The sequence below is a fragment of the Saccharothrix luteola genome, assembly GCF_020859565.1.
In the GTDB taxonomy this organism is placed as follows: domain Bacteria; phylum Actinomycetota; class Actinomycetes; order Mycobacteriales; family Pseudonocardiaceae; genus Actinosynnema; species Actinosynnema luteola.
Genome location: NZ_JAJHUO010000017.1, coordinates 133,040 through 156,715 on the forward strand (window position 1 = coordinate 133,040; position 23,676 = coordinate 156,715).

Sequence of the window (23,676 nt, forward strand, 5' to 3'; positions counted from 1 at the left end):
CCGGGGTCCTAGAGGCGGGCCAGGGTCAGGTAGGCCAGGCCGAACTGGCCCCGGTAGCCCTTGAGCCAGCCGTCGCGGTGGTCGTCGACGATCGCGCGGACCTCGGCGGCCTGCGGGTCGTCCGGGTTCTCCAGCAGCCAGCGTTCCCGCGACGCGCACCAGCGGGACTCGAAGCTGTCCCACTCGTCCAGGGTGGCGGTGGTGACCGACAGCAGCCGGTAACCGCAGGCCATCGCCAGGTCGACCAGGTCGGCGAGGGTGCCGAACTCGTCCTCGCCGAAGATCTCGAGCGCCTTCGGGCTGGGAGTGGTCTCCCAGAAGCCGTCGCCCAGCAGCAGCCTGCCACCGGGGCGGAGGCGGTCGCGCATGGCCTCCAGGGTCTGCTTGGTGCCGCCCCAGGCGTGCGACGCGCCGATCGAGATCACCACGTCCGCGGGCTCCGCCTCCCACGTGGTGACGTCCGCCAGTTCCAGCCGGACGCGTGACGCCAGCCCGCGGGCGTCGACGTTCGCCCGCCCTCGGGTGATGGCGTAGTCGTCGCTGTCCACGCCGAACCCGCGGGCGGTCGGTTCGTGCTCCACGGCCCTGAGCAGCAGTTCCGCCTAGCCGCACCCGTAGTCCACCACCGTCGCTCCGGACAGCGGCTGCAAGGTGGTGATCAGGTCGTACGCTTTCGTGTCCGACAGCGGGGTGTTGAAGTCGAGGAGGGCGTGGCCGTTGAGCGGGGCGTTCATCCGGCCATGATCGCCCCTCCGCCTTCGCGGGCATAACTGATTTCGCCGTTGTCGCGGAGCGCGGCGTCGATGCTCTCGACCTGCTCGTCACCGAACCGGCCGATTCGCACCACCTCGCCCACGTGCGGGTGAATCTCCAGCACGCCACGCTTGGACAACCCCACGTGCCGGATCTCGTGCCAGGCGAGGGTCCTGTCCTTGCCGAACTTCAGCCCGTTCGGCGTGACGGTGGCAGAAGGCGCGAAGATCCCCCGCCGCAACGCGTTTCCGACGATCAGCAGGATCAGGCCATACGACGCCAAAGCCATGGTGGTCTGGGAGCTGCAGCCCTGGAATGCCCATTCGGTGCTCTTGACGGCCACGATGAAACCACAGCAGGCCGAACGGCACGACGAGCCGGCCCCAGTTCCTCATCGGCTGGTCGGCGCCCCGCACCCACTTGCGCGGGCTCCTGGGACTGCTCTCCGTCAGCTTGAGCGGCACTTTGGCGGGCGAGGTCGGCAAGGGTCAAGAAGTTCACCGGCCTGACGGCGCCAGGTGTGGTCGAGTCGTAGGTGCGGCCGTGGAAGTGGAACCCCGCCGTGCACCGGTACCAGAATCCGAACCCGTGGGTGCTGACCGGCCCGTGCCGCTTGCATTCCGTGGCCACCACGTAGTTGCCACCCACCCGGTAGCCGGGACCGTGTCGACCGGCGAACACGCCGCTGCGCTTCATCCCGCCTGGCGTCCACTTCCTTTTCCGCGTCGGCCGCCTTCTCTTCTTGCGCCAACTTCCGCCAGGTGAGCCAACCACCGGCGTCCCAGACCTCGGCCCTTCCTCGCCGACCTCGAAGCCGAGCTTGCGCGGAAATCCCGGGGCAGCCCGGTCAGCCCGTCCACGACGGCCTGCTTCGCCCCGTCGAACGCGTCGCGCGCGATCGTCCCGACCGGGATGCCCGTGGTGCCCCGGTTGACGAAGTCGTCGATGCGCTTCAGGTCCGCCGCCTGGCTCGCCTTGAGGGTGTCGACGAAGGCGTCGCCCCGACGGGCCGGCGCTTGCCGCGCGTTGACCATCAACTCGTCCAGCTTCTTGAACAGGCCGCCGGCCTTCGCGAGCAGGGTCATGGCCGAAGGTAGTGAGGTGATGACGGTGCGTGTCGGGCGTTCGGCGCGCTTGCCGGATTGATCACAGCGGGGTATCCGGCGAACCGGACACCCCCGACCGGTCACTCCTGGCCGCGGACGACCTTGCGCAGCTTCGGCAGGCGTTCGGCGAGCACGCGCTCCGCTCCCCTGCCCGTCGGTTGGTAGTAGTCCCGCCCGACCAGGTCGTCGGGCGCGTACTGCTGGGTCAGCACGCCCTCCGGCACGTCGTGCGGGTACCGGTAGCCCTGGGCGTTGCCGAGCTTCGCCGCGCCCGCGTAGTGGCCGTCGCGCAGGTGCGCGGGCACCGACCCGATCGCGCCCTTGCGCACGTCGGACATGGCCTCGCCGATCGCGGTCGTGACGGCGTTCGACTTGGGCGCGGTGGCGAGGTGGATGGTGGCCTGGGCCAGGTTCAGCGCGCACTCCGGCAGCCCGATCAGCTGCACGGCCTGCGCCGCCGCCACGCACGTCTGCAACGCGGTCGGGTCGGCCATGCCGACGTCCTCGCTGGCGTGGATGACCAGCCGCCGCGCGATGAACCTCGGGTCCTCGCCCGCCTCGATCATCCGGGCCAGGTAGTGCAGCGCCGCGTCCACGTCCGACCCGCGGATCGACTTGATGAACGCACTGGTCACGTCGTAGTGCTGGTCGCCCTGCCGGTCGTAGCGCACGGCCGCCTTGTCGACCGTCGCCTCCAGCGTCGCCAGGTCGAGCACGCCGCCCGGACCGACCGAGTCGGCGGCGGCTTCGAGCGCCGTGAGCGCGCGCCGGGCGTCACCGCCGGCCAGCCGGACCAGGTGGTCCTCGGCGTCCTGCTCGACGGTGACCGCGCCGCCGAGGCCGCGTTCGTCCTCGACCGCGCGCTTGACCAGCACGCGCACCGCGTCGTCGGTCAACGGCCGCAGCTGCAGCACCAGCGAGCGGGACAGCAGGGGCGACACGACGGAGAAGAACGGGTTCTCCGTGGTCGCCGCGACCAGCAGCACGATCCGGTCCTCGACCGCGCCGAGCAGCGCGTCCTGCTGGGTCTTCGAGAACCGGTGCACCTCGTCGATGAACAGCACGGTCGACTCGCCCGCGCGGACCAGGCGGCGGCGTGCCTCCTCGATGACCGCGCGCACCTCCTTCACGCCGGCCGACAGCGCCGACAGCGCGGCGAACCGCCGGCCGGTGGCCTGGGAGACGAGCGTGGCCAGCGTCGTCTTGCCGGTGCCCGGCGGGCCGTAGAGCATGATCGAGGCGGGCGACGAGCCCTCCACCAGCCTGCGCAGCGGCGCGCCCGGCCCGAGCAGGTGGTCCTGCCCCACCACCTCGTCCAGGGTGCGCGGGCGCATCCGCACGGCCAGCGGCGCGTTGGCCGCGATGCGCGCGGCCTTCTCCTCCGGGTCGACGCCGAACAGCCCGTCGTCGAACAGCCCTTCGTTCACGTGTTCGACTGTAGCTTCCCCGTGCACAGCCGCTGTCCGAGCGTGCAACGGAGGTTCCGCCGCAGGTCGCGGGCCGTGCAGGGTGACGGCATGAGCACGCTGAGTCCGGAGCGGATCGCCCGGCACGCGCACGACGCGGGGTTCCGCGGGCAGGACCTGACGATCGCGGTGGCGGTCGCGCTGGCCGAGTCCGGCGGCGACCCGCGGGCGCACAACTCCACCCCGCCGGACAACTCCTACGGGCTGTGGCAGATCAACATGCTGGGTGGGCTGGGGCCCGCGCGGCGGCGCGAGTTCGGGCTGGAGTCGAACCGGGAGCTGTTCGACCCGGCGGAGAACGCCCGTGCGGCGAAGAAGGTCGCCGGGGACGGCGGGTGGACGCCGTGGACCACGTACACGAGCGGCGCGTACAAGCGTCACCTGGACGAGGCTCGGCGGGGCGTCGAGGCCATGAAGCGCGGCGGGTCCGGCGGGGGCGGTGGCGGGTCCCGCGGCGGCTCGGGCGGTGGCGGGTTCTCGGTCGACCTGGGCGTGCTGCGCGACTACGCGCGGCGGACGCGGAACTCGGCCGACGACCTCACCGCGATCGGCCGGCGGCACGTGCGCGAGGTGCGGGAGATCGCCGACGACAGCTTCGGGCGCATCGGCAAGCAGTCCGGGTTCGCCGACGCGCTGGACAACTTCGGCGCGGCGCTGCGCAAGCAGGTCAAGGCGGTCGCGCACAACACCGACGCGCTGGCCACGTCCGCCGGTCGTGCCGCCCGCGCGTACCAGGACCAGGAGGACGACATCGCCGGTTCGCTGCGCGGCAAGGTCGTCGGCGGCGCGGGCCGCGGCGGAGTCAGCGGCGGAGGGGAAGGGTAGTGGACACGCGGGAGATGGCCCGGCACTTCGCCGAGAGCATGATCGGCCACCGCAACTCGTTGGCGGGCAAGGCCGAGGACGCGGTGAAGGTCCAGTACGCGCTGCACCAGACCGCGGCCGGCCTCACCGACCAGCACGAGGACCAGCGCAAGGCCTCGAAGGCGGTGCTGGAGCACTGGAAGGGCGACAACTCCGAGGGCTTCGAGAAGCGCTCGAACCGGCTGGGCAGGCAGTTGCGGGTCACCGCCGACGCCGCGCGTGACGCGGAGAAGATCGTCGCCGGCGTCACGAGTGCGTTGACGACCGGGCACACGCGGGCGCGGCAGGCCGTGGACGAGTACCTCGACCAGGCGGCACGGCTGCTGGACGCGGGCAAGGCCGTCGGCACGCAGGCCGCGCTGCTCAAGGCCGTGGCGCAGGCGGCCGACCTGGAACCCAAGTACACGAAGGAGACCACGGCCGCCGTCCGGCACGTACGGGGCGAGTTGGAGGACGCCGCGCGCAAGCTCCGGGCGTTGGAGAAGGAGGTCGAGCACGACGGCGTCGCGGACGGCCGGGCCGAGCGCACCCGCGGCTCGACCAAGCCGTCCGGCGCGCGTGCCCGCGGCCGTTCGCGGACGATCATCTCGGCCGCGCGGCGCGAGCTGGGCACCCGGGAGAACCCGCCGGGCAGCAACCGCAACCCGTACGGGCCGACGGCGCCTTGGTGCGCGTCGTTCACCACGGCGATGTGGCGCAAGGCCGGGGTGGACATCCCGATCCTGCCGTTCACCGGCGACGTGTTCCGGTGGGGGCAGCGGCACGGCAAGGCTTACACGTCGTTGAGCGCGGTGAAGCCGGGTGACGTGCTGCTGTTCGGGAGCGGACCGAGCAGCCCCGCGACCAGCACGCACATCGGGATCGTGGAGAAGGTCTCCGGCGGGACGGTGACGCTGATCGAGGGCAACTCGGGCGACAGCGTGCGGCGAAACACGCACCGGCTGAGCTCGGCGACGTTCTACGGAGGGGTGCACCCGTGATCACGGGGAACGCGCACGACCCGGACACGGGGATAGCGGTGGAGGTCGGTCCCGGCGGCGGGTTGCTCGACCTGGCGTTGGACTCGCGGTCGTTGCGGCTGGGGCAGTCGGGGTTGGCGCGGGCGATCCTGGCGTTGGTCGACACGGCGACGGCGCGGGCGAACGCGCGGGCCCGGCACGTGGTCGGCGACGAGGTGTCGGCGCTGGGGCTGGACGTTCGGGCGAGGCTGGTGGAGTCGGTCGAGGACACGACTCCCGAGACGTGGCGGGTGTGATGGGGCTCGGTGAGCGGTTGGACGCCGTGCGGCGGGAGGCTTCGGCGTCGGGCGTGACGGTGGTGGTCGACCTGCACGGGAAGCTGGTGGACCTGTCGTTCGCGCGGGAGGCGTTGGCCCTGCGCCCCGCCGCGTTGGCCGGTCTGATCCGTCAGCTGGCCGACGAAGCCGCCGCGGCGGCCGTGGCCGAGGGCCTGTCGATCGTCTCCGACGTCGTCCCACCGGACCTGCTGACGTCCTGAGCGTTGAACTCGGGGTACGCGAATGTAGGACACACGCGTTCTGAACGTAGGACTCTCGCGAGAGTCCTGCGTTCAGGTGGCCAGGAGGGCGGTCAGGTGGCGGGTCAGCCACGGTGTGTCGGCGGGTGAGAGGTGGACCCACTCGGTCTGGTGGGACTCCTCGGTGGTCAGGGCGTAGCGGCCGGCGGCGGTTTCGGTCCAGCTCAGGACGCGGGAACGGCCGCGCGGGCCGGTGGCCGCCAGTTGACCGGTCGACTTGCGCGGCGAGTCGACCAGCGTGGTGATCGACCGGGTGGCGCGGCCGGTGATGTCCGCCTGGGCCAGGGTGCGTTCCAGCGCGGTGTGGCCGGCTTGGGCGTAGGCGTCCATCGCGGCGGCGAACACGGACCTCGGCATCCGCACCTGCTCGCCGGGGCCCGCCGGCGCGTCGCCGATGACGCGCGTGATCGCGGACGCCAGGTCCGTGATCGGCTCCAGCGCCACCTCGCGGTCGTTCAGCACGGCCAGCACGCCGCGCCTGCCCCGGGCCGTGGCCAGCACCCGCCACGGGTACGGGCGGAACACCAGCGCGTCCACCGAGACCTCGCCGTGCGCGAGCAGGGTGAACAGGTCCTCCAGCTCCGGCGAGACGTCCGCGCCGTCGGCCAGCCCCGCCTCGGTCAACGTGCGGAGCACCTCGGCGCCGAGGACGTCCCGGTCGTCCATCGTCTCGCCGTGCGACGGCACCTCGAGCGGGTAGGGCGGCGCACCCGTGCCCAGGTCCTCCCACAAGAGGTCGAACTCCAGGTGGGACAGGACGACCGCGGTCGCCGAACGTCGCGCCATGGGGCCAGAAGGTAGCGGTCCGCGGCGGCTTTCGCGGCCGGTTGGGCAACACCGGTGGCTACGCTGCTCGACGTGGACGTCGCCGGCGGGTTCCTGACTGTGCGAGCTTCCGGCGCGGCGGCGGCCAAAGCCGCGCTCAGCGGGGGTGCGGCCACCCCGGAGCACATCCAGCTGGTGGTCGGCTGCACGGTGTCGGGCGGCGTGCCCGGCAACGGCGCCGCACTTCGGTTTCCCGATTGCGCGTTGCACGTGCTGCCGGACGTGGTGATGCTGACCGTGGCCGAGGCACGGCTCACCGTCGGCTTCGGCGAGCTGAAACCGCTGATGTTCCAGCCGGTCCCGGTCGACGCCGCGCTGCACGCCGTGTTCTCCGGCGCCGTGGCCCACGTGCTCGCCGCCGCGCACGCCCTCGACCCGCACGGCCTGTCCCACCACCTGCTCGGCTTGGCCGAACTCGTGCTGCGCAGCGCGCTGCGGGCCGAACTCGAGCGCGTGGACTCCCTGGTCGCACGGCGGCGCGAAGCGTTGGAGTACATGCGCGAGCACCTGTCGGACCCGGCCCTGAGCGCGGACCGGGTCGCCGAGGCGCTGTTCATCTCCCGCCGCCGCCTCTACCAGCTCTTCGACGACGGGCAGGGCGTGTCCGAGCGCATCCGCGGCCTGCGGATCGACCGGGCCAAGGCGTTGCTCGCCGACCCGGCGAAGGCGGCGCGCGGCATCGGCGAGATCGCCAAGGACTGCGGTTTCGTCAGCGCCGCGCACTTCTCCCGGACGTTCCGCCAGGTGGTCGGCCGGACGCCGAGCGAGTTCCGTAACCGCTGAACTCCACGCCCGAGACGAACCGGCCCGCGATGCCCGCCACCTCCAGCCAGCCGCGCCCGGTCGGCGAGTGCAGCGTGAACACCGCGATCCGCGGGTGGTCCGGGTCGCTCACGACGACCTGCAGCTGCGCGCCCGGCCCGGCCACCGGGATGCGTTCCACGATCACCACCGGGTAGCCGGTCGCCGTCTCGCCGCGCGTGACCTCGCGGATCGACGGGCCGTCGAGGTGGAAGCCGAGCTCGCCGGGGTCGGCCGGCCGGTCGACCGCCACCACGCCCGCCATCAGCAGCGCGGGGTCCGCGTCGCGGTGCTCGACCACGGCCAGCAGGCCGGCGCCGTGCTGGTGCGCCAGCTCCGCGGCCTGCGTGGCGGACACCTCCAGTCCGGGGTCACGGCTGCCTTTGAGCCTGCGAAGCACGGCTAACAGCTCCGCCGCGGTGCGTTCGGGAGTGCCGAGTGCCACCGGGGTCACCCCCGGCACGGGAGCGAGTCTCACCCCAGGCCCGCCCGGAACGCCGCCGCCGCGCCCCTGGTGGACGCGGGCCGAGGTGGGCCGAGCAGCACGGACGCCAGCTCCGCGGTGAGGGACGAGAAGCTCGTCAACGTGTCCGCGATGACCGTCGACGGCTCCTCGGCGCGCAGCCGTTCGGCGACCCGCCTGGCCTCCGCGCGGTGGTCGCGCTCCAGCAGCCGGGCCTCCTCCAGCACGTCGTCCAGCTGGCGGCGCAGCTCGTCGTGCCGCGCCACGGCCCGGTCGTGCGCCTCGCCGTCGGCGGTGGTGAAGGACGCCATCGCGCCGGTCCGGTCGAGCTCGTCGGACGCCTCGGCGAGCGCGCGCCGCAACCCGAGCGCGCGCCGGTCCAGCTCCTCGGCGCGCCGCTGGTTGCCCAGCAGCGTGGTGGCCCAGCCGTCGAGCACCTCGGCCGCCGCCCGCATCGCGCGCCGCACCGCCGTCAGCTCCGACACCACCGCCTCCAACCGCGTCCTGAACCCGTCCGCCGCCGCGCCCGTCCACGGTCCCGGTGGTGAACCGGGGGCCGTGAGGGGGATCGAGAACCGCTCGCTCGCCGCCGCCACCGCGCCCGCGTGGCCCGGCGCGGGATCGAAGCCCAGACCCCGGTAGTCAGTCATGGCGCAGCTCGTCGGCCTGCCGATAGGTCTCACCCGCCGCGCGCAACGCGTCCGCCACGACGTCCAGCTCCACGCCCCGCAGCACGCCCACCCACTCGGCCGCCAACCGGTCGACCGCCTCCGTGACGCCTTCCGGCCCGAGGTCGCCCGACGGCTGCTCCAGCGTGGCCGCTGCGGCCCGCACCTCGTCGGCCACCTCGTCCAACCGGCCCGCGAACGCGGCCAACGCGTCCGGCTCGACCTGGTAGCCGCCGTTCATTCGCCGAGCACCGGCGGGAACGCGGGCGGCAGGTCGTCGAGCAGGTCGAGGCCCGCGTCGTAGCGGTTGCGGTGCTCGCCGTCCTCCTCGCGGTTGCCCGGCGCCATCGGCGGGTACATGCCGAAGCCCTGCGGTCCGCCCGCGCCGACGACCGGTCCGACGCCGCCGCGTGCGGCCGCACCGCCCGGCACCGCGCCGAGCACGCCGGACGCGCCGCCCTGGCCGAAGCCGCCCGGACCGCCGGCGACGCCCGCCCCGCCGCCGGGACCGTGGCCGTGGCCGAACGAGCCGCCAGGGCCGAAGCCGGACTGCGAACCGAAGCCACCCGGGCCGCCGTAGCCGCCGGCCGGACCGGGCGCACCGGCGGCGGCGACGGACGTCGTCCCCTCGCCGGGCTGAAGAGGTGCGGGCACGGCGGGCCTCTCGTGGGCCGGAGGCGACGCGATCCACGGCGGCGGCGACGACGGCGGCCGGTAGTCGGGCAGCGGTTGGGGCGCGCTCGGCTGCGTCCCGGCCGCCTGGGTCACCACCGGAGCCTCGTCGAACACCGGCAGCTCACGCCCGATGCCGTGGCTGGCCGCCTCGTACTGCTCCATCACCCGGACCGCGCGGTCCATGGCCTCCTGCTGCTCGCGCTTGTCGGGCAGGTGGTCGTCCAGCAGCTGCTTGAGCATGTACGCGCCCTGCGGCCCGTCGAGCGTGGTCACGTCGTACCCGGCGCGGAACCACTTCTCGGCGTCGGGGTGCACCGGCTCGGGTATCGCCCGGGCCGCCTCCTGCACCGCCGACGTGTAGCCGTCGAGGCCTTCGCCGACCAGGGCCGCGCGTTCCGAGGACTGCGCGGCCCACTTCGTCAGCTCCGAGACCGACGCCGCCGCCGCCACCGCCGACGGCCCGCGCCACGACAGCGCGAGGCTCTGCACGATCTTCTGCACGTCCCCGGTCGCCTGGTCGATGTCGGCCGCCAGCCGCTGCCACTCGTACGTGCGCGTGGCCATCTGCGCGGCGTCGGCCGACTTCACCATGTCCCAGAGCTGCCGGTGCGTGTACGCCCGCCAGTTGATCTTGCCGAAGGTCTCCGGCTGCCGGTTGGCCCGGCGCTGCCGCACCCGCTTCTCGTTCCGCCGGCGGGTGGCCGGCGAGTGGTCGTGGAAGTCCGACCAGTACCCGCCCTTGCGCTCGCGCTCGTTCACCGCAGCCGCTCCAAGTCCTGCCGCACCTGGTCGTCCTGTGCCCGTTGGGTCTTGCCGACCTGCTCCAGCGCGTCGCGCAGCAGCGCCAGCTCCCGCACGTACGACCGCAGCGCCGTGCGCACGCCGCCGCCGACGTCGCCGCCGCGCAGGCCGAACGCCCGGCGCATGTTCAGCGCGACCGGGCCCTTGCCGTCGCCGAGCGGCTGGTCCATCTCGCGGTCCGCGCGGGCCAGCAGCTCGGTCAGCACGCCGTGCAGCCGTTCCAGGTCGGACACCGCCGTGGTGAAGGAGGCCAGGTCCAGCTCGATGAAGTCGCCGCCCTCGGCCACCACGCCCGCCGTGCCCGCGCCGCTCGGCCCGGCCACCACCGGCACCGCGACCGCGCCCGACCCGCGCTGCTCGTCGCGCAGCTCCTCGCGCATCCGCCTGGCGTCCTCGACGCCGCGTACCCTGACCACCATGGCCCACATCGTGGTGTGCCCGCGCGCGGGTGGCCAGAGCGGGTGCACAGCGGGAGCAGCGGCGGTGCACGATCGGACAAGCCCCGCCACGCGGACCGGGCCTTCCGGCAGCGCGCGATCGGGCGAAGCGGCCGTGCGGGCCGCCCTCGGGCCGTGCACGATCCGACAAGGCGACCGTGATCCGATTCCGCCGGCGGTGCGCGATCCGGGTCGGAGCTGTGCGAAAATCGTCACCCGTGCCGTCACCTGCCGTTCACGCGCGCGCCGTGTTGCTCGCCGGCCCCTCCGGTTCGGGCAAGTCCACCCTCGCCGACCACCTCGGCCTCCCCGTGCTGCGGCTCGACGACTACTACCGCGAGGGCGACGACCCGCTGCTGCCCCGTGACGAGAACGGCCGCGCGGACTGGGACGCCGAGGGCTCCTGGAACACCGCCGACGCCCTGGCCGCCGTGGTCGAGCTCGCCACCACCGGCACCGTCGAGGCCCCCGTGTACGCGCTCGGCGAGGACCGGCGCGTCGGCTGCCGCACGGTGACCGCACCCGGCCTGTTCATCGCCGAGGGCCTGTTCGCCGACCGGCTGGTGGCGGGCTGCCGCGAGGCCGGCGTGCTGGCCGACGCCATCGTGCTCGCGCCGAACGCGCTGGTCACGTTCGCCCGCCGGTTCGCCCGGGACGTGGCCGAGGCGCGCAAGCCGGTGCCGCTCCTGGCCCGCCGCGGCCTGCGGCTGCTGCGCGAGCACTCCGGCGTGGTGCGCCGGTGCGTGGACGCGGGCATGCGCCCGGTCCGCCCCCACCACGTGCGGCTCGCCACGATCGGGGGCATGGCGCCCGCGTCGGTGTAACCCGGACGTGCCGGGGGTACTGCTGCCGGCATGGCTGAGTACGAGCACGAGCAGACGATCCCGGTCGACGCGCGGGTGGTGTTCGACCTGGCCCGTGACGTGTCCGCGATGGAGGCGTGGCTGCCCGACGGGCTGCAGGTGGAGTCGAGCGGCCCGGAGCGGGTCACCGGGCACGTGTCGATGGGCGACGAGATCGACGAGGCCGAGGGCTACCTGGCCGCGGACGCCGAGCAGCGCCGGCTGGAGTGGGGCGACCTGGAGGGCGGCGGCTACTCGGGGTGGCTCCAGGTGGACGACGAGGGCCCCGGCCGCAGCCGCGTGGTGCTGCACCTGGAGGTCGGCGGCGAGCACCAGGCGGCGGTCGGCGGCGAGGCGCACGAGATCACCGACGAGCACCTCGTCCAGGCGCTGAGCCGGCTCGCAGCGCTGGCGACGCAGAGCGTTACGTGACTGTTTTCACTGATAATCGAGTTTGAACGCGGAAAAGCGACACCTAGTGTGAACGCCGTTCACCTGGGCACGTCCGCACGTCGAGGCCCCGGATCACTTTCAAGGGAGCTTCGATGTTCCGCGCTTTGCGGAGCCGCAACTACCGCCGTTGGGCGTTCGCCGACCTGATCTCGGTGACCGGCTCGTGGATGCAGTTGATCGGTCTGAACTGGGTCGTGCTCGACCGCACCGGCTCTGCCACCTCGGTCGGCCTCTCGGTGCTGCTGGGCACCCTGCCGTCGGTGCTGCTCGGCCCGTGGGCCGGGTCGCTGGCGGACCGGCTGCCGGTGCGCCGGATCATCCTCGCCTGCCAGGCGCTGCACGCCGTGCTGGCCGCCGTGCTCGCGCTCGTGGTGTGGCGGGGCGCGCCGATCACGGTGGTGTTCGCGCTGACGTTCGCCGCGGGCCTGGTGTCGGTGTTCGACCTGCCCGCGCTCGGCCGGTTCGGCGCGCAGGTGGTGCCCCGCGAAGACCTGGGCAACGCGGTCGCGCTCGGCTCGGTGCTCAGCTCGACCGGCCGGATCCTGGGCATGAGCAGCGCCGCGGTGCTGGCCGCCGCGCTCGGCTCGCCCGCCCTGTTCCTGATCAACTCGGTGAGCTTCCTGGCCGTCATGGGCGCGGTGCTGACCATCCGCCGCGCCGAGTTGCACCCGCTGGCGGCGAGCCCGGCCACCAGCGTCGGCGTGGCCGCCGGCCTGCGGTACGTCGCGGCCAGCGGACGGCTGCTCCTGCTGTTCGCGCTCGGCTTCACGCTGTCCAGCCTCGGCCGCAACTACCAGGTCACGATGGCCGCGATGAGCACCGACGCGACCGTCTACGGCCTGCTGTCGACGGTCTTCGCGATCGGCACCGTGGTGGGCGGGCTGGCCGCGGCGGCGCGCAGGACGCTGACCGTGCGGCTGCTGCTGGTGGTCGCCTGCGCGACGAGCGTGCTCCAGGTGACCAGCGGGCTGGTGCCGGGCATGCTCGGCTTCGCCGTCGTGCTGCTGCCCATCGCGGCTGGCGCGGTCGTCATCGACACGACCATGAGCACCCGCATCCAGCTGGACACGGCGGACGGGATGCGCGGCAGGCTGCTCGCGGTCAACTCGGCCGTCGGCGCGGCGGCGGGCGCGGTGGGCGCGCCGCTGCTCGGCTGGTCGTGCGAACGGATCGGCGCGCCGGAGACCCTGGTGCTCGCGGGCGTGCTGACCCTGGTGGCGACGGTGTTCGCGGCCTCCGTGCTGGCCGCGCCGCCGCACCGCCGGACCGCGTTGGCGCACCGCGTGCTGCGCAGGCCGCACCACCCGGCCCCGCCCGCCGGTCACCCGCACGGCCCAGTGCGCCCGGCGAAACGTCCCAGGCGGCGTGCGGGCGTCCGGGTGTAGCCGGACGCGTCCGTAGGGCGGCACGCGCTGCGCCGCTGAGATGCACTGCGTAATCGCCCATTCACAGATGAGGTACGCACGGTTACAGTCATGTCCTGTTCCTGGGAGCGCTCCCAGAACCTCAACGAGGAGGTGAACGACGTGACGGCCCGACGATGGATCGCGCTGGCCTCGGCCGGTGTGGCAGGCCTGCTGATCGCGACGCTCGTGAACGTGATCAGCCCGACCGCGGCGTCCGCGCACGGCGCGATGATGACCCCGGGCAGCCGGACCTTCCTGTGCTGGAAGGACGGCCTGTCGCCGCAGGGCGAGATCAAGCCGCAGAACCCGGCGTGCTCCGCCGCGGTCTCCGCGGGCGGCACCAACGCGCTCTACAACTGGTTCGGCGTGCTGCGATCCGACGGCGCGGGTCGCACCACCGGGTTCATCCCCGACGGCAAGCTGTGCAGCGGCGGCAACCCGACGTTCTCCGGGTTCGACATCGCGCGCAACGACTACCCGGTGACCCACCTCACCGCGGGCGCGAACTTCAACTTCACCTACAACAAGTGGGCCGCGCACCCCGGCACGTTCCACCTGTACATCACCAAGGACAGCTGGAGCCCGACCCGGCCGCTGGCGTGGAGCGACCTGGAGAGCACGCCGTTCCACAGCGTCACCAACCCGCCGAACAGCGGTGCGGTGGGCAGCGTCGAGGGCAAGTACTACTGGAACGCGAACCTGCCCTCCGGCAAGTCCGGCCGCCACATCATCTACTCGGTGTGGACCCGCTCGGACAGCGCGGAGACGTTCTACAACTGCTCCGACGTCGTGTTCGACGGCGGCAACGGCCAGGAGACCGGCGTCGGCAACGGTGGCGGCACGACCACGACCACCACGACGACGACGACCACCACGTCGACCAGCACCAGCACGACCACCACGACCCCGACGTCGACCACGACCACGACGCCGAACAACCCGGGCGACCCGAACTGCATGGCGATCTACAAGATCACCAGCGCGTGGTCGGGCGGCTTCCAGGCCGAGGTCGAGCTCATGAACCACAGCAAGAGCGCGTACAACGGTTGGACCGCCACCTGGACGTGGGGCGGCAACCAGGCGATCAACAGCCTGTGGAGCGGCGTCAAGTCCGGCTCCGGCACGCAGGTGATCGTCAAGAACGCGGCGTGGAACGGCACGGTGGCACCGGAGGCATCGGTGAAGTTCGGCTTCACCGCCAACTACTCCGGCGCCAACTCGCTGCCCACGGTGACCTGCACCAGCCCCTGATCCCGGGGGATCAGTCCAGGCGGAACCCGAACGGGAGCTCCAGCCGGTGCCGGGCGAGCAGCCCGGTGTCGGCCAGGAGCTCCCGCGTCGGTCCGTCGGCCACCACGACACCGCCGTCGATCAACACGCTGCGCGGGCACAGCTGCAAGGCGTAGGGCAGGTCGTGGGTGACCATGAGCATGGTGCGGTCCAAGCCCAGCAACACCTCGGCCAGCTCTCGGCGGGCCACCGGTTCCAGGTTCGCCGAGGGCTCGTCGAGCACCAGCACCTCGGGGTCGCAGGCCAGCACGGTGGCCAGCGCGACGCGGCGGCGCTGCCCGCCGGACAGGTGCAGCGGCGACCGGTCGGCGAACGCCTCCATGCCGACGGCGGCCAGCGCGCGCTCCACCCGCTCGTCCAGCTCCGCGCCGCGCAGCCCGAAGTTCGCCGGGCCGAACGCCACGTCCTGCCGCGCGGTGGGCAGGAACAGCTGGTCGTCGGGGTCCTGGAAGACCACGCCGACGCGGCGGCGGATCTCCTTGAGGTGCGCCTTCTCCACCGGCAGCCCGGCCACCTCGACCCGGCCGGACCCACCGCCCAGCACGCCGTTGAGGTGCAGGACGAACGTCGTCTTGCCCGCGCCGTTCGGCCCGAGCACGGCCACGCGCTCACCGCGCTCGACCCGCAGGTTCACCCCGTAGAGGGCCTGGTGGCCGTCCGGGTACGCGTACGCGAGCTTCTCCACCACGAGCGCGGGCGCGGACCGCCGCGGCTCGACGGACACCGCGTCGCCGACGCCGCTCCCGCCCGCCCCGTCGGGCATCCGGCCCGTCCAGCCGCGCGACACCATCGCCAGGTGCACCCTCTCGCCGCGTTCGTAGGACCGGATGAACAGGCTGCCGATGCCGCGCGCGGTCGCGCCGAGCTGCCAGAGGAACCTCGGGTCGTCGCCGCGGGAGATGCGGGCCACCCGCATCCGCTTGGCCTCGCCCACGATCACCTCGGCGTACCGCAGCATCAGCGTCGCGATGGTGATCAGCACCGACGGCATCCGCAGCCGTTGCAGGCCGAGCAGCAGGTCCTGCGGCGCGGTGGTGGCGGCGAGGGTCAACGACGTCAGCAGCCCGAGCGTGCCCTTGACCAGGATGTTCCACCCGGCCAACGCGCCCTCCGCCGACACGGGCAGGCCCAGCACCTCCACCCGCTCGCCACCGCCGGTGAACGGCAGCAGCACGGCGAGCAGCACGAACGGCACCTCGATCACCGACCGCGCGGCGAACCACCGCACCGGCACGCGCGCCACCGCCCAGACCGCCGTGAGCAGGAGCAGGTAGGCCCCGAACGCCCAGAACGCCTCACGCGGCGTGGCCACCACGCACAGCACCGCCACCACCGCGACGACGATCTTCACCTGCGGCGCGAGGCGGTGCACCGGCGAGTCGCCCGGCCGGTGCAGGAAACCGTGCCCCGCGCTCACCCTGACTTCGTGTCGGTGTCGACGCCGGGACGCTTGCGCAGCAACCAGAACAGCCCACCGGCGAGGGCCAGCGTGACCACCACGCCGAGGACGCCCGCGAGGCCGGTGAACCGGTCGTCGCCGCCCAGCGCGTAGTCGGCCAGCGGCCACCCGGCCAGCGGGTGGTCCTGCGCGTGCTCGGCGATGCCGTGCTGCTCGGTGACGTGGTCCAGCCCGTCGGGGTTCGAGTCGGCGAAGTAGGACACCACGCCCGCCAGCAGCAGGCTGACCACCGCGAACCCCAGGAAGAAGCGCTTCACGCCCTCAACTCCAGCTTCTGCGGCACGCCGCGCAGCAGGTACACCAGGTCCGGCCGGGCAGCCGCGACCGCGGTCACGGTGACCGCGGTGATCAGGCCCTCGCCGATGCCGATCAGCACGTGCACGCCGAGCACCGCGGCGGCGACCGTGCCGAACGCGACACCGCCCTGGCCGCCGATGGCGTACTCCAGCACGAAGCCGAACGACGCCAGCACCGTGTTGACCAGGGCCGACACGAACGCGACCGCGGCCAGGCCGCCCTTGCCGCGGGTGGCGAGCCGGCGCAGCGCCACCGCGGTCAGGTAACCGACCGCCGTGCCGATCAGGGCCATGTTGGTGACGTTCGCGCCGAGCGCGGTGACGCCGCCGTCGGCGAAGAAGAGGGACTGGACGACCAGCACGATCGTCACGCACAGCGCGCCGACCCACGGTCCGACCAGGATGGCGGCGAGCGCGCCGCCGAGCAGGTGCCCGCTGACGCCCGGCAGCACCGGGAAGTTCAGCATCTGGGTGGCGAACACGAACGCCGCGACCAGACCGGCCATCGGCGCGGTCCGGTCGTCGAGGTCTCCGCGCGCCTTGGCCAGCGCCACGCCGACGCCCGCCACCGCGACCGCCACGAACAGCAGCGAGGTCGGCGCGTCGAGCAGGCCGTCGCTCATGTGCATTGCTACCGGTTCGGACACGGACCACACGCTAGTTGCAAGAAGAGAGCTGTGGCCAGCACTGTGCAACAACCGAGGCCTTCCCCACGCGATCACGGCGACCGGCCTCCAAGCGCGCGTGCGGACCACGCCTACTCCGCACGAACGGAGAAGACCTCGACGGGCGACATGCCGGACACTGTGCGTGAGGATCTGGACAACTCAGCCGCCCGAGTGCTGCCACGATCGGGTGAGACACGGTCTGAAGGGCGTCGACGATGGAGCCGTTCCGCGTGCAGGTCCCCGAAGCCGATCTGGACGACCTGCGCCGCCGGCTGTCGACCGTCCGCTGGCCGCGGGAGTTACCGGACGTCGGCTGGACGCGCGGCGTCCCGCTCGGCTACCTCCGGGAGCTGGTGGAGTACTGGCGGACCGACTACGACTGGCGGGCCGCCGAGGAGCGGCTGAACCAGCTCCCGAACTTCATCACCGAGATCGACGGCGCGCGCATCCACTTCCTGCACGTCCGGTCGCCGGAACCGCACGCCACGCCGCTGCTGCTCACCCACGGCTGGCCCGGGTCGGTCGTCGAGTTCCTCGACGTCATCGGGCCGCTCACCGACCCGGCCGCGCACGGCGGCGACCCGGCCGACGCCTTCCACCTCGTGATTCCCAGCCTGCCCGGCTTCGGGTTCTCCGGTCCCACCGACGAGGCCGGGTGGGGCGTCAACCGGGTCGCCAGGGCGTGGGCCGAGCTGATGAGCCGCCTCGGCTACGACTCCTACGGCGCGCAGGGCGGCGACTGGGGCTCGTTCGTCTCGCTCGAGCTGGCCCGGGTCGACCCGGAGCACGTCGTCGCGGTGCACGTCAACCTGCTGCTCACGGTGCCGTCCGGCGACCCCGCGGAAATGGCCGCGCTGACCGAGGCCGACCAGGCCCGCCTGGGCAGGCTCGCCCGCTACGACGCCGAGCTGTCCGGCTACTTGCGGTTGCAGTCCACCCGCCCGCAGACGGTGGCCTACGCCCTCACCGACTCGCCCGTGGGTCAGCTCGCCTGGATCGTCGAGAAGTTCTTCGAGTGGACCGGCTCCAAGGACTCGCCGGAGGACGCGGTCGACCGCGACGTGCTGCTGACCAACGTGACGATCTACTGGTTGACCGCGACCGCCGGATCGTCCGCCGAGCTGCACTACGAGGCGGCGGCCGACCTGGGCGCGCTGTTCACCGGCGCCCCGCCGCACCCGGTCGGGAAACCGATGGGGGTGGCCGTGTTCGGGGCCGACCCCACGCCCCCGGTGCGCAGCATCGCCGAGCGCGCCTACCCGACCATCACCCACTGGAGCGAGTTCGACCGCGGCGGCCACTTCGCCGCGCTGGAGCAGCCGGACCTGTTCGTCGAGGACGTCCGGGACTTCTTCCGCCCGTTCCGGACCTGAGCGGGCGCCGACCGATCGGAGACCTACCATGGCCACTGACACCCGACCGTGGTGGCGTCGTCCCTGGGTCGTCCCACTCACGGTGCTCGTCGTGGGGTTCCTCGTCTACGCGCTGCCGCCGTACCTGACCCTCGACCCGGCCCAGTCGCGGTCGCAGCTGAACGCGGCGTTCCCGCCGCACTACCCGATGCTGGAGCTGCACATCGCGTTCGGCACGGTGGCGATCGTGACCGTGTGCCTGCAGCTGTGGCCGTGGCTGCGGCAGCGCCACCCGGCGGTCCACCGCACGAGCGGCCGGCTCTACGTCTTCGCCGGGATGGGGCCCTCCGCCGTGCTGGCGCTGGCGATCACGCCGGTCACCTCGCTCACGCTCATCGGCAAGGTGGGCGCGGTGGCGTGGGCGGTCCTGGGCCTGATCACCACGATCACGGGATTCCTGATGGCCCGCCGGCGCCGCTTCTCCGACCACCGCCGGTGGATGCTCTACAGCTTCGCGTTCGCCATGACCCCGATCACCGGGCGGGCGCTGTTCTACCCGGTCCTGCTGGTGCCCGGCCTCGACTTCCAGGACCTGGTGCTGATCGGCCAGATCGGGGCGTTCTGGCTGGGCTGGATCATCAACGTCGCGCTGGTCGCCCTGTGGTTGCGACGGGCGCCCCGGCGGCAGCCGCGGCGCCCGTCGCGGGCTCCCCGTCAAGCGGCGGCGTAGCTCCCGCCGTTGATGGTGTACTCGGCCCCGGTCACCTGGGCCGACAGGTCCGACCCCAGGAACACGATCACCGAGGCCACCTCGTCCGGGGTGCCCAGCCGGCCGGTGGGCAGCTTGCGCACCTCGCGGACGAAGTGCGTCAGCGCCGCCTCCTTCTCCATCTCGAACTCGGCGGCCAGGCGGTCGGCCAGCCCGCCCGGCGCGTCCCACGCGGGGGTGCGGGTCGCGCCGGGCGAGACGACGTTGCTGCGGACGCCCTGCGGGCCGAACTCGTTGGCCAGCGACTTGGAGAGGTTGAGGACCGCCGCCTTGCTCACGCAGTAGTCCACGAAGAACGGGGCCGGCTCGCGGCTGCCCTCGCTGGCGATGTGCACCAGGGCCCCGCGGCCCGCCGCGATCATGTGCGGCAGCACGGCCCTGGTCATCCGCACCGCGGACAGGAAGTTCAGGTTGAGCACCCGGTGCCACTCGGCGTCGTCGACCGAGAGGAAGCCGTTCTCCCGGTACGGGTAGACGCCGACGTTGTTGACCAGGACGTCCACCGCGCCGAACTCGGCGACGGCCGCTTCGACCACCCGGTCCCCGGCGGACTCCTCGCCCATGTCGACCGTGACGGGGAGGACCGCTCCGGGGAGGTCCTTCAACGGTCGGGGGTCGAGGTCGGCCCCGACGACGCGGGCGCCTTCCTCGGCGAACTTGCGCGCGGTGGCCAGTCCGATACCGGAACCCGCTCCGGTGACGACGACCACACGATCGGTCAACAGGGTGTCCATCCCGATTTCCTCCTGCCGCCTGGCCCGCTAGATGTACATCGTGTTCGGTTCCACGTCGCACAGGACGCGGCCGTACAGCTCGAAGTTCGTGTTCGGGTGCATGAGCGCGTGCAGGTTGAGCGTTTGCAGGTCGCGCGCGATCCGCTGGATCGGGGCCGTCTCGTAGACCGACGACCCGCCGCTGCCCGTCTGGAGCACGTCCACGGCCTGCTTGGTGAGCTGGAAGACCCGGCCGAGGACGGCGCGGGCGTAAGTCCGATCCCGCACGGTCCACCGGACCCCGTCGACGGCCTTCGAGTCGATCAGGTCCGCCAGCCGGTAGGCGTGCGACTCGGCCTCGTCGATCAGCAACGACGCCTCGGCGACCTGGAAGTGGGTGATCGGCGCGGCGCCCTGGCTGCCGTAGTCGGTGTAGGTGATCTTCCGGTCGGGCAGCTGCCGGAGGAACCCGTCGAACGCGGCCTTCGCCATCCCGATCGCCGTGCCGGTGAACGTCGTGCAGCCGGTCGGCATCAGGGGCGACCGGTAGACGGGCGAGGCCGCGTTGAGCTCGGAGGCGTACTGCTCCTGGAGCACGGCGGGCATCGGGAGCACCCGGTCGCCCGGGATGAAGACGTTCTCGGCGACGGTCGTCACGCTGCCGGTGCCCCGGAGCCCCGACGTGCGCCAGTCGTCGACGATCATCAGGTCGGACATGGGCACCAGCGCCGTGATCGGCCACTGGCCCGCGCCGTCCGGGGTGGGCGCCATGGCGATCACCACCTGCCACTGGCTGTGCAGCGCGCCGCTCGTGAAGTGCCACTGGCCGTTCACGACCAGGCCGCCGTCGGTCGGGGTGGCCAGCGCGGTCGGACTCAGCACGGCGCACACGAGCGAGTCCGCGTCGGCGAACACCTCGTCCTGGACGTGGTCGGGGAACGCGCTCGCCAGCCACGCGGCCATCGACCAGACCGACACGTTCCACGCGGTCGACCCGTCGCCCTGACTGATCTGGGTCAGCACGTCGACCACCGTCCGCGCGTCGCTCTCGTGACCGCCGTACCGGGTGGGCACCCGCATCCTCAGGATCCCCGCGTCGGACAACGCCGCGATCGACTCGTCGTGCAGGCGCCTGTTCTCCTCCGTCCACAGCGCGTGCGACCGGAGGAGGGGCACGAGCTCCGCGGCACGGTCCACGAGCGCGGATCGCGGGAGCACTTGCGGCTTCGTCATTGATTACCCCTGGAGAATTGGTGGCACGGCACCTTCCGGCACGCGGCCACGGGGTGTGGCGATACCGCCGCTGAACGCGAGGGTGGCAGCCGCCTACCGGCACTCTTTTGTCCTGCGGCAAGCGTATGACCGGTCACTCTCCGTGCACATCTTCCAGGTTGCGGAGTTTCCCCGAACCGTTTTCTCCACCATGCGCGAACGGGGTGGTCGCCGTGGTCACCCGGTGCGTTCGGCGCCGTCCACCGGGAGGGCGGAAACCGGTGGCTCGGCCACTATGCTCTGCCTGCGATGACTCTCACCGACCGCCTGCCGGCCACCCCCGACCCCGACGTCCTCTACGACACCTTCGCCGACTGGGCGCAGGAGCGGGGGCTGTCCCTGTACCCGGCGCAGCAGGAGGCGTTGATCGAGATCGTCTCCGGCTCGAACGTCATCCTCAGCACGCCGACCGGCTCGGGCAAGTCGCTGGTCGCCATCGGCGCGCACTTCGCCGCCATGGCGGAGGGCAGGCGGACGTACTACACCGCGCCCATCAAGGCCCTGGTGTCGGAGAAGTTCTTCGCGCTGATCGAGACGTTCGGCGCCGAGAACGTCGGCATGGTGACCGGCGACGCCAGCGTCAACGAGACCGCGCCGATCATCTGCTGCACCGCCGAGATCCTGGCGAACATCGCCCTGCGCGACGGCACGGGCGCCGACGTCGGCCAGGTCGTCATGGACGAGTTCCACTTCTACTCCGAGCCCGACCGCGGCTGGGCGTGGCAGGTGCCGCTGATCGAGCTGCCGCAGGCCCAGTTCCTGCTCATGTCGGCCACCCTGGGCGACGTCACGTTCTTCGAGAAGGACCTGACCCGCCGCACCGGCCGCGCGACGACCGTGGTCCGCTCCGCCGAACGCCCCGTGCCGCTGAACTTCCAGTACGTCACCACCCCGCTGCACGAGACGATCGAAGAGCTCCTGCACGGCCGCGAGTCGCCGGTCTACGTGGTGCACTTCACCCAGGCCTCGGCGCTGGAACGCGCGCAGTCCCTGATGAGCGTGAACGTCGCCACCCGCGCCGAGAAGGACGCCATCGCGACCATGATCGGCCGGTTCCGGTTCACCTCCGGGTTCGGCAAGACGCTGTCCCGCCTGGTCCGGCACGGCATCGGCGTGCACCACGCGGGCATGCTGCCCAAGTACCGGCGGCTCGTGGAGCAGCTGGCCCAGGCCGGGCTGCTGAAGGTCATCTGCGGCACGGACACGCTCGGCGTCGGCATCAACGTGCCCATCCGCACGGTGGTCTTCACCGCCCTGTCGAAGTACGACGGCCAGCGCACCCGCCACCTCAAGGCGCGCGAGTTCCACCAGATCGCGGGCCGGGCGGGCCGCGCGGGCTACGACACCGTCGGCACGGTCGTCGTGCAGGCGCCCGACCACGTGGTGGAGAACGAGAAGGCGCTGGCCAAGGCGGGCGACGACCCGAAGAAGCGGCGCAAGGTCGTGCGCAAGAAGGCGCCCGAGGGCTTCGTGTCGTGGAGCGACCAGACCTTCGAGCGGCTGAAGAACGCCGAGCCCGAGCCGCTGACGTCGAGCTTCCAGGTCAGCCACGCGATGCTGCTCAACGTGATCGGCAGGCCGGGCGACGCGTTCGCCGCGATGCGGCACCTGCTGGAGGACAACCACGAGGACCGGCCCGCGCAGCGCAGGCACATCCTGCGCGCCATCCAGATGTACCGGGGCCTGCTGGCCGCGGGCGTGGTGGAACGGCAGGGCGGCGAGATCCGGCTCACCGTGGACCTGCAGGTGAACTTCGCGCTCAACCAGCCGCTGTCGCCGTTCGCGCTGGCCGCGATCGAGCTGCTGGACCGCGAGTCGCCGTCGTACGCGCTGGACGTGCTGTCGGTGATCGAGTCCACGCTGGACGACCCGCGCCAGGTGCTGTCCGCGCAGGAGCACAAGGCGCGCGGCGAGGCCATCGGCGCGATGAAGTCCGAGGGCATCGAGTACGACCAGCGGATGGAGCTGCTGGACGAGGTGACGTACCCGAAGCCGCTCGCCGAGCTGCTGGAGGCCGCGTTCACCACCTACCGGCGCGGGCACCCGTGGGTCGCCGACCACCACCTGTCGCCGAAGTCCGTGGTGCGGGACATGTTCGAGCGGGCGATGACCTTCGCCGAGTACGTCTCCCAGTACCAGCTGGCGCGCTCGGAGGGCCTGGTGCTGCGGTACCTGGCCGACGCGTACAAGGCGCTGCGCCAGACCGTGCCCGAGGACGCCAAGACCGAGGAGCTCAGCGACCTGCAGGAGTGGCTCGGCGAGCTGGTCCGCCAGGTCGACTCCAGCCTGCTGGACGAGTGGGAGAAGCTGCGCAACCCTTCCGAAGACGCCGTGGAGGCCTCGATCAGCGACACGCCACCGGCCGTTACCGGGAACGTGCGGGCGTTCCGGGTGCTGGTGCGCAACGCGCTGTTCCGGCGGGTCGAGCTGGCCGCGCGGCGCAACTACTACGAACTCGGCCGGCTGGACGGCGACGCGGGCTGGACCGCCGAGGACTGGCAGGACGCGCTCGAGCCGTACTTCGAGGAGCACGACGAGATCGGCATGGGCCCGGACGCCCGAGGTCCGGCGCTGTTGCTGATCACGGAGGAGCCGGGGCTCTGGCGCGTGCGGCAGGTCCTGGACGACCCGGCGAAGGACCACGACTGGGGCTTCACCGCCGAGGTCGACCTGGCCGAGTCCGACGAGACGGGCACGGCCGTCGTGCGGATCACCGAAGTCGGCAGGCTGTAGCAGGCTCCATCCGGTGGTACTCCGGTGC

The 23,676-nt window shown here is 72.4% G+C and carries 29 protein-coding genes and 1 pseudogene; 12 read left to right on the top strand and 18 right to left on the bottom strand.

Features of this window, described 5'->3' with window-relative positions:
* Positions 1-8: 8 nt before the first annotated feature.
* The 6 genes from LNK82_RS23895 to LNK82_RS23910 all read right to left on the bottom strand — a co-directional run bounded on the left by LNK82_RS23895 (position 9) and on the right by LNK82_RS23910 (position 3,286).
* Positions 9-581 (bottom strand): SAM-dependent methyltransferase, encoded by a 573-nt coding sequence (locus LNK82_RS23895; RefSeq protein ID WP_230569225.1) that lies wholly within the window; start codon positions 579-581, stop codon positions 9-11.
* A 21-nt stretch (positions 582-602) separates the two neighbouring features.
* Positions 603-734 carry a hypothetical protein gene (locus LNK82_RS46980; RefSeq protein WP_268996913.1) on the bottom strand — a complete coding sequence of 44 codons (132 nt, stop codon included), beginning with the start codon at positions 732-734 and terminating at the stop codon, positions 603-605.
* Positions 731-1,096 carry a hypothetical protein gene (locus LNK82_RS23900; RefSeq protein ID WP_230569226.1) on the bottom strand — a complete coding sequence of 122 codons (366 nt, stop codon included), beginning with the start codon at positions 1,094-1,096 and terminating at the stop codon, positions 731-733. The genes LNK82_RS46980 and LNK82_RS23900 overlap by 4 nt, the downstream gene beginning before the upstream one ends.
* Positions 1,018-1,449 (bottom strand): DUF6346 domain-containing protein, encoded by a 432-nt coding sequence (locus LNK82_RS48360; RefSeq protein ID WP_372470614.1) that lies wholly within the window; start codon positions 1,447-1,449, stop codon positions 1,018-1,020. The genes LNK82_RS23900 and LNK82_RS48360 overlap by 79 nt, the downstream gene beginning before the upstream one ends.
* Complete coding sequence (locus LNK82_RS23905; RefSeq protein ID WP_230569227.1) at positions 1,446-1,838, bottom strand: hypothetical protein; 393 nt, start codon at positions 1,836-1,838, stop codon at positions 1,446-1,448. Before LNK82_RS23905 ends, LNK82_RS48360 begins: the two co-directional genes overlap by 4 nt.
* A gap of 101 nt (positions 1,839-1,939) precedes the next feature.
* Positions 1,940-3,286: a replication-associated recombination protein A gene (locus tag LNK82_RS23910; protein ID WP_230569228.1), complete on the bottom strand. Its 1,347-nt coding sequence runs from the start codon at positions 3,284-3,286 to the stop codon at positions 1,940-1,942.
* Between the two features lie 90 nt (positions 3,287-3,376).
* Here LNK82_RS23910 and LNK82_RS23915 point away from each other — a divergent pair, with 90 nt between their 5' ends.
* The 4 genes from LNK82_RS23915 to LNK82_RS23930 are packed head-to-tail and all read left to right on the top strand — an operon-like array spanning position 3,377 to position 5,686.
* Positions 3,377-4,150 carry a type VII secretion target gene (locus LNK82_RS23915; RefSeq protein ID WP_230569229.1) on the top strand — a complete coding sequence of 258 codons (774 nt, stop codon included), beginning with the start codon at positions 3,377-3,379 and terminating at the stop codon, positions 4,148-4,150.
* Positions 4,150-5,169: a CHAP domain-containing protein gene (locus tag LNK82_RS23920; protein WP_230569230.1), complete on the top strand. Its 1,020-nt coding sequence runs from the start codon at positions 4,150-4,152 to the stop codon at positions 5,167-5,169. The genes LNK82_RS23915 and LNK82_RS23920 overlap by 1 nt, the downstream gene beginning before the upstream one ends.
* Positions 5,166-5,444 (top strand): YbaB/EbfC family DNA-binding protein, encoded by a 279-nt coding sequence (locus LNK82_RS23925; RefSeq protein ID WP_230569231.1) that lies wholly within the window; start codon positions 5,166-5,168, stop codon positions 5,442-5,444. The genes LNK82_RS23920 and LNK82_RS23925 overlap by 4 nt, the downstream gene beginning before the upstream one ends.
* Complete coding sequence (locus LNK82_RS23930; protein ID WP_230569232.1) at positions 5,432-5,686, top strand: hypothetical protein; 255 nt, start codon at positions 5,432-5,434, stop codon at positions 5,684-5,686. Before LNK82_RS23925 ends, LNK82_RS23930 begins: the two co-directional genes overlap by 13 nt.
* A 72-nt stretch (positions 5,687-5,758) precedes the next feature.
* On the opposite strand, the gene LNK82_RS23935 is transcribed toward LNK82_RS23930, so the two are convergent.
* A complete protein-coding gene (locus LNK82_RS23935) occupies positions 5,759-6,511 on the bottom strand; it encodes an ESX secretion-associated protein EspG (protein ID WP_230569233.1) in 753 nt (250 codons plus the stop codon).
* A gap of 54 nt (positions 6,512-6,565) precedes the next feature.
* Here LNK82_RS23935 and LNK82_RS23940 point away from each other — a divergent pair, with 54 nt between their 5' ends.
* A complete protein-coding gene (locus LNK82_RS23940; protein WP_230569234.1) occupies positions 6,566-7,333 on the top strand; it encodes a helix-turn-helix transcriptional regulator in 768 nt (255 codons plus the stop codon).
* Here LNK82_RS23940 and LNK82_RS23945 read toward each other — a convergent pair.
* The 5 genes from LNK82_RS23945 to LNK82_RS23965 are packed head-to-tail and all read right to left on the bottom strand — an operon-like array spanning position 7,260 to position 10,377.
* The gene (locus tag LNK82_RS23945; protein WP_230569235.1) at positions 7,260-7,796 is read right to left on the bottom strand and encodes a hypothetical protein; all 537 of its coding nucleotides are present in this window, start codon (positions 7,794-7,796) and stop codon (positions 7,260-7,262) included. The two genes, LNK82_RS23940 and LNK82_RS23945, sit on opposite strands and share 74 nt — an antisense overlap.
* A gap of 29 nt (positions 7,797-7,825) precedes the next feature.
* Positions 7,826-8,464: a hypothetical protein gene (locus tag LNK82_RS23950; RefSeq protein WP_230569236.1), complete on the bottom strand. Its 639-nt coding sequence runs from the start codon at positions 8,462-8,464 to the stop codon at positions 7,826-7,828.
* On the bottom strand, positions 8,457-8,723 hold the full coding sequence (locus tag LNK82_RS23955; RefSeq protein ID WP_230569237.1) for a WXG100 family type VII secretion target: 267 nt from the start codon (positions 8,721-8,723) through the stop codon (positions 8,457-8,459). Before LNK82_RS23955 ends, LNK82_RS23950 begins: the two co-directional genes overlap by 8 nt.
* A complete protein-coding gene (locus LNK82_RS23960) occupies positions 8,720-9,916 on the bottom strand; it encodes a PPE domain-containing protein (protein WP_230569238.1) in 1,197 nt (398 codons plus the stop codon). The genes LNK82_RS23955 and LNK82_RS23960 overlap by 4 nt, the downstream gene beginning before the upstream one ends.
* Positions 9,913-10,377 (bottom strand): hypothetical protein, encoded by a 465-nt coding sequence (locus LNK82_RS23965; RefSeq protein ID WP_230569239.1) that lies wholly within the window; start codon positions 10,375-10,377, stop codon positions 9,913-9,915. The genes LNK82_RS23960 and LNK82_RS23965 overlap by 4 nt, the downstream gene beginning before the upstream one ends.
* Positions 10,378-10,643: 266 nt before the next feature.
* Here LNK82_RS23965 and LNK82_RS23970 point away from each other — a divergent pair, with 266 nt between their 5' ends.
* The 4 genes from LNK82_RS23970 (at position 10,644) to LNK82_RS23985 (ending at position 14,347) form a co-directional block, all read left to right on the top strand.
* The gene (locus LNK82_RS23970; RefSeq protein WP_230569240.1) at positions 10,644-11,219 is read left to right on the top strand and encodes a uridine kinase family protein; all 576 of its coding nucleotides are present in this window, start codon (positions 10,644-10,646) and stop codon (positions 11,217-11,219) included.
* A gap of 30 nt (positions 11,220-11,249) precedes the next feature.
* On the top strand, positions 11,250-11,669 hold the full coding sequence (locus LNK82_RS23975) for an SRPBCC family protein (RefSeq protein ID WP_230569241.1): 420 nt from the start codon (positions 11,250-11,252) through the stop codon (positions 11,667-11,669).
* 113 nt (positions 11,670-11,782) lie between these two features.
* Entirely contained in the window at positions 11,783-13,075 is a 1,293-nt protein-coding gene (locus LNK82_RS23980; protein WP_230569242.1) for an MFS transporter, read from the top strand.
* A 90-nt stretch (positions 13,076-13,165) separates the two neighbouring features.
* Entirely contained in the window at positions 13,166-14,347 is a 1,182-nt protein-coding gene (locus LNK82_RS23985) for a lytic polysaccharide monooxygenase auxiliary activity family 9 protein (RefSeq protein WP_230569243.1), read from the top strand.
* Positions 14,348-14,357: 10 nt separating this feature from the next.
* Here the strand turns inward: LNK82_RS23985 and LNK82_RS23990 are convergent, their stop codons facing one another.
* The 4 genes and pseudogenes from LNK82_RS23990 to LNK82_RS24005 form a co-directional block, all read right to left on the bottom strand.
* Positions 14,358-15,149, bottom strand: coding sequence for an energy-coupling factor ABC transporter ATP-binding protein (locus LNK82_RS23990; protein WP_230569307.1), 792 nt, complete (start codon positions 15,147-15,149; stop codon positions 14,358-14,360).
* A gap of 63 nt (positions 15,150-15,212) precedes the next feature.
* Positions 15,213-15,803, bottom strand: a pseudogene (locus LNK82_RS23995) (energy-coupling factor transporter transmembrane component T family protein); the annotation flags it as partial.
* The gene (locus tag LNK82_RS24000) at positions 15,800-16,102 is read right to left on the bottom strand and encodes a PDGLE domain-containing protein (RefSeq protein ID WP_230569244.1); all 303 of its coding nucleotides are present in this window, start codon (positions 16,100-16,102) and stop codon (positions 15,800-15,802) included. The pseudogene LNK82_RS23995 and the gene LNK82_RS24000, both read right to left, overlap by 4 nt.
* Positions 16,099-16,788, bottom strand: a complete 690-nt coding sequence (locus tag LNK82_RS24005) for an energy-coupling factor ABC transporter permease (protein ID WP_230569245.1) — start codon at positions 16,786-16,788, stop codon at positions 16,099-16,101. The genes LNK82_RS24000 and LNK82_RS24005 overlap by 4 nt, the downstream gene beginning before the upstream one ends.
* A gap of 236 nt (positions 16,789-17,024) precedes the next feature.
* On the opposite strand from LNK82_RS24005, the gene LNK82_RS24010 reads away from it, so the two are divergent.
* Both LNK82_RS24010 and LNK82_RS24015 read left to right on the top strand, forming a co-directional pair.
* The gene (locus LNK82_RS24010) at positions 17,025-18,182 is read left to right on the top strand and encodes an epoxide hydrolase family protein (protein WP_230569246.1); all 1,158 of its coding nucleotides are present in this window, start codon (positions 17,025-17,027) and stop codon (positions 18,180-18,182) included.
* A gap of 28 nt (positions 18,183-18,210) precedes the next feature.
* Positions 18,211-18,891: a DUF2306 domain-containing protein gene (locus tag LNK82_RS24015; protein WP_230569247.1), complete on the top strand. Its 681-nt coding sequence runs from the start codon at positions 18,211-18,213 to the stop codon at positions 18,889-18,891.
* Here LNK82_RS24015 and LNK82_RS24020 read toward each other — a convergent pair.
* Together LNK82_RS24020 and LNK82_RS24025 are read right to left on the bottom strand one after the other, a co-directional pair.
* A complete protein-coding gene (locus tag LNK82_RS24020) occupies positions 18,876-19,664 on the bottom strand; it encodes an SDR family NAD(P)-dependent oxidoreductase (protein WP_230569248.1) in 789 nt (262 codons plus the stop codon). The two genes, LNK82_RS24015 and LNK82_RS24020, sit on opposite strands and share 16 nt — an antisense overlap.
* A 27-nt stretch (positions 19,665-19,691) precedes the next feature.
* Positions 19,692-20,876, bottom strand: coding sequence for an acyl-CoA dehydrogenase family protein (locus LNK82_RS24025; RefSeq protein ID WP_230569249.1), 1,185 nt, complete (start codon positions 20,874-20,876; stop codon positions 19,692-19,694).
* Between the two features lie 288 nt (positions 20,877-21,164).
* Between LNK82_RS24025 and LNK82_RS24030 the strand changes: the two genes are divergently transcribed.
* The gene (locus tag LNK82_RS24030; RefSeq protein WP_230569250.1) at positions 21,165-23,648 is read left to right on the top strand and encodes a DEAD/DEAH box helicase; all 2,484 of its coding nucleotides are present in this window, start codon (positions 21,165-21,167) and stop codon (positions 23,646-23,648) included.
* The last annotated feature ends 28 nt before the right edge of the window (positions 23,649-23,676 follow it).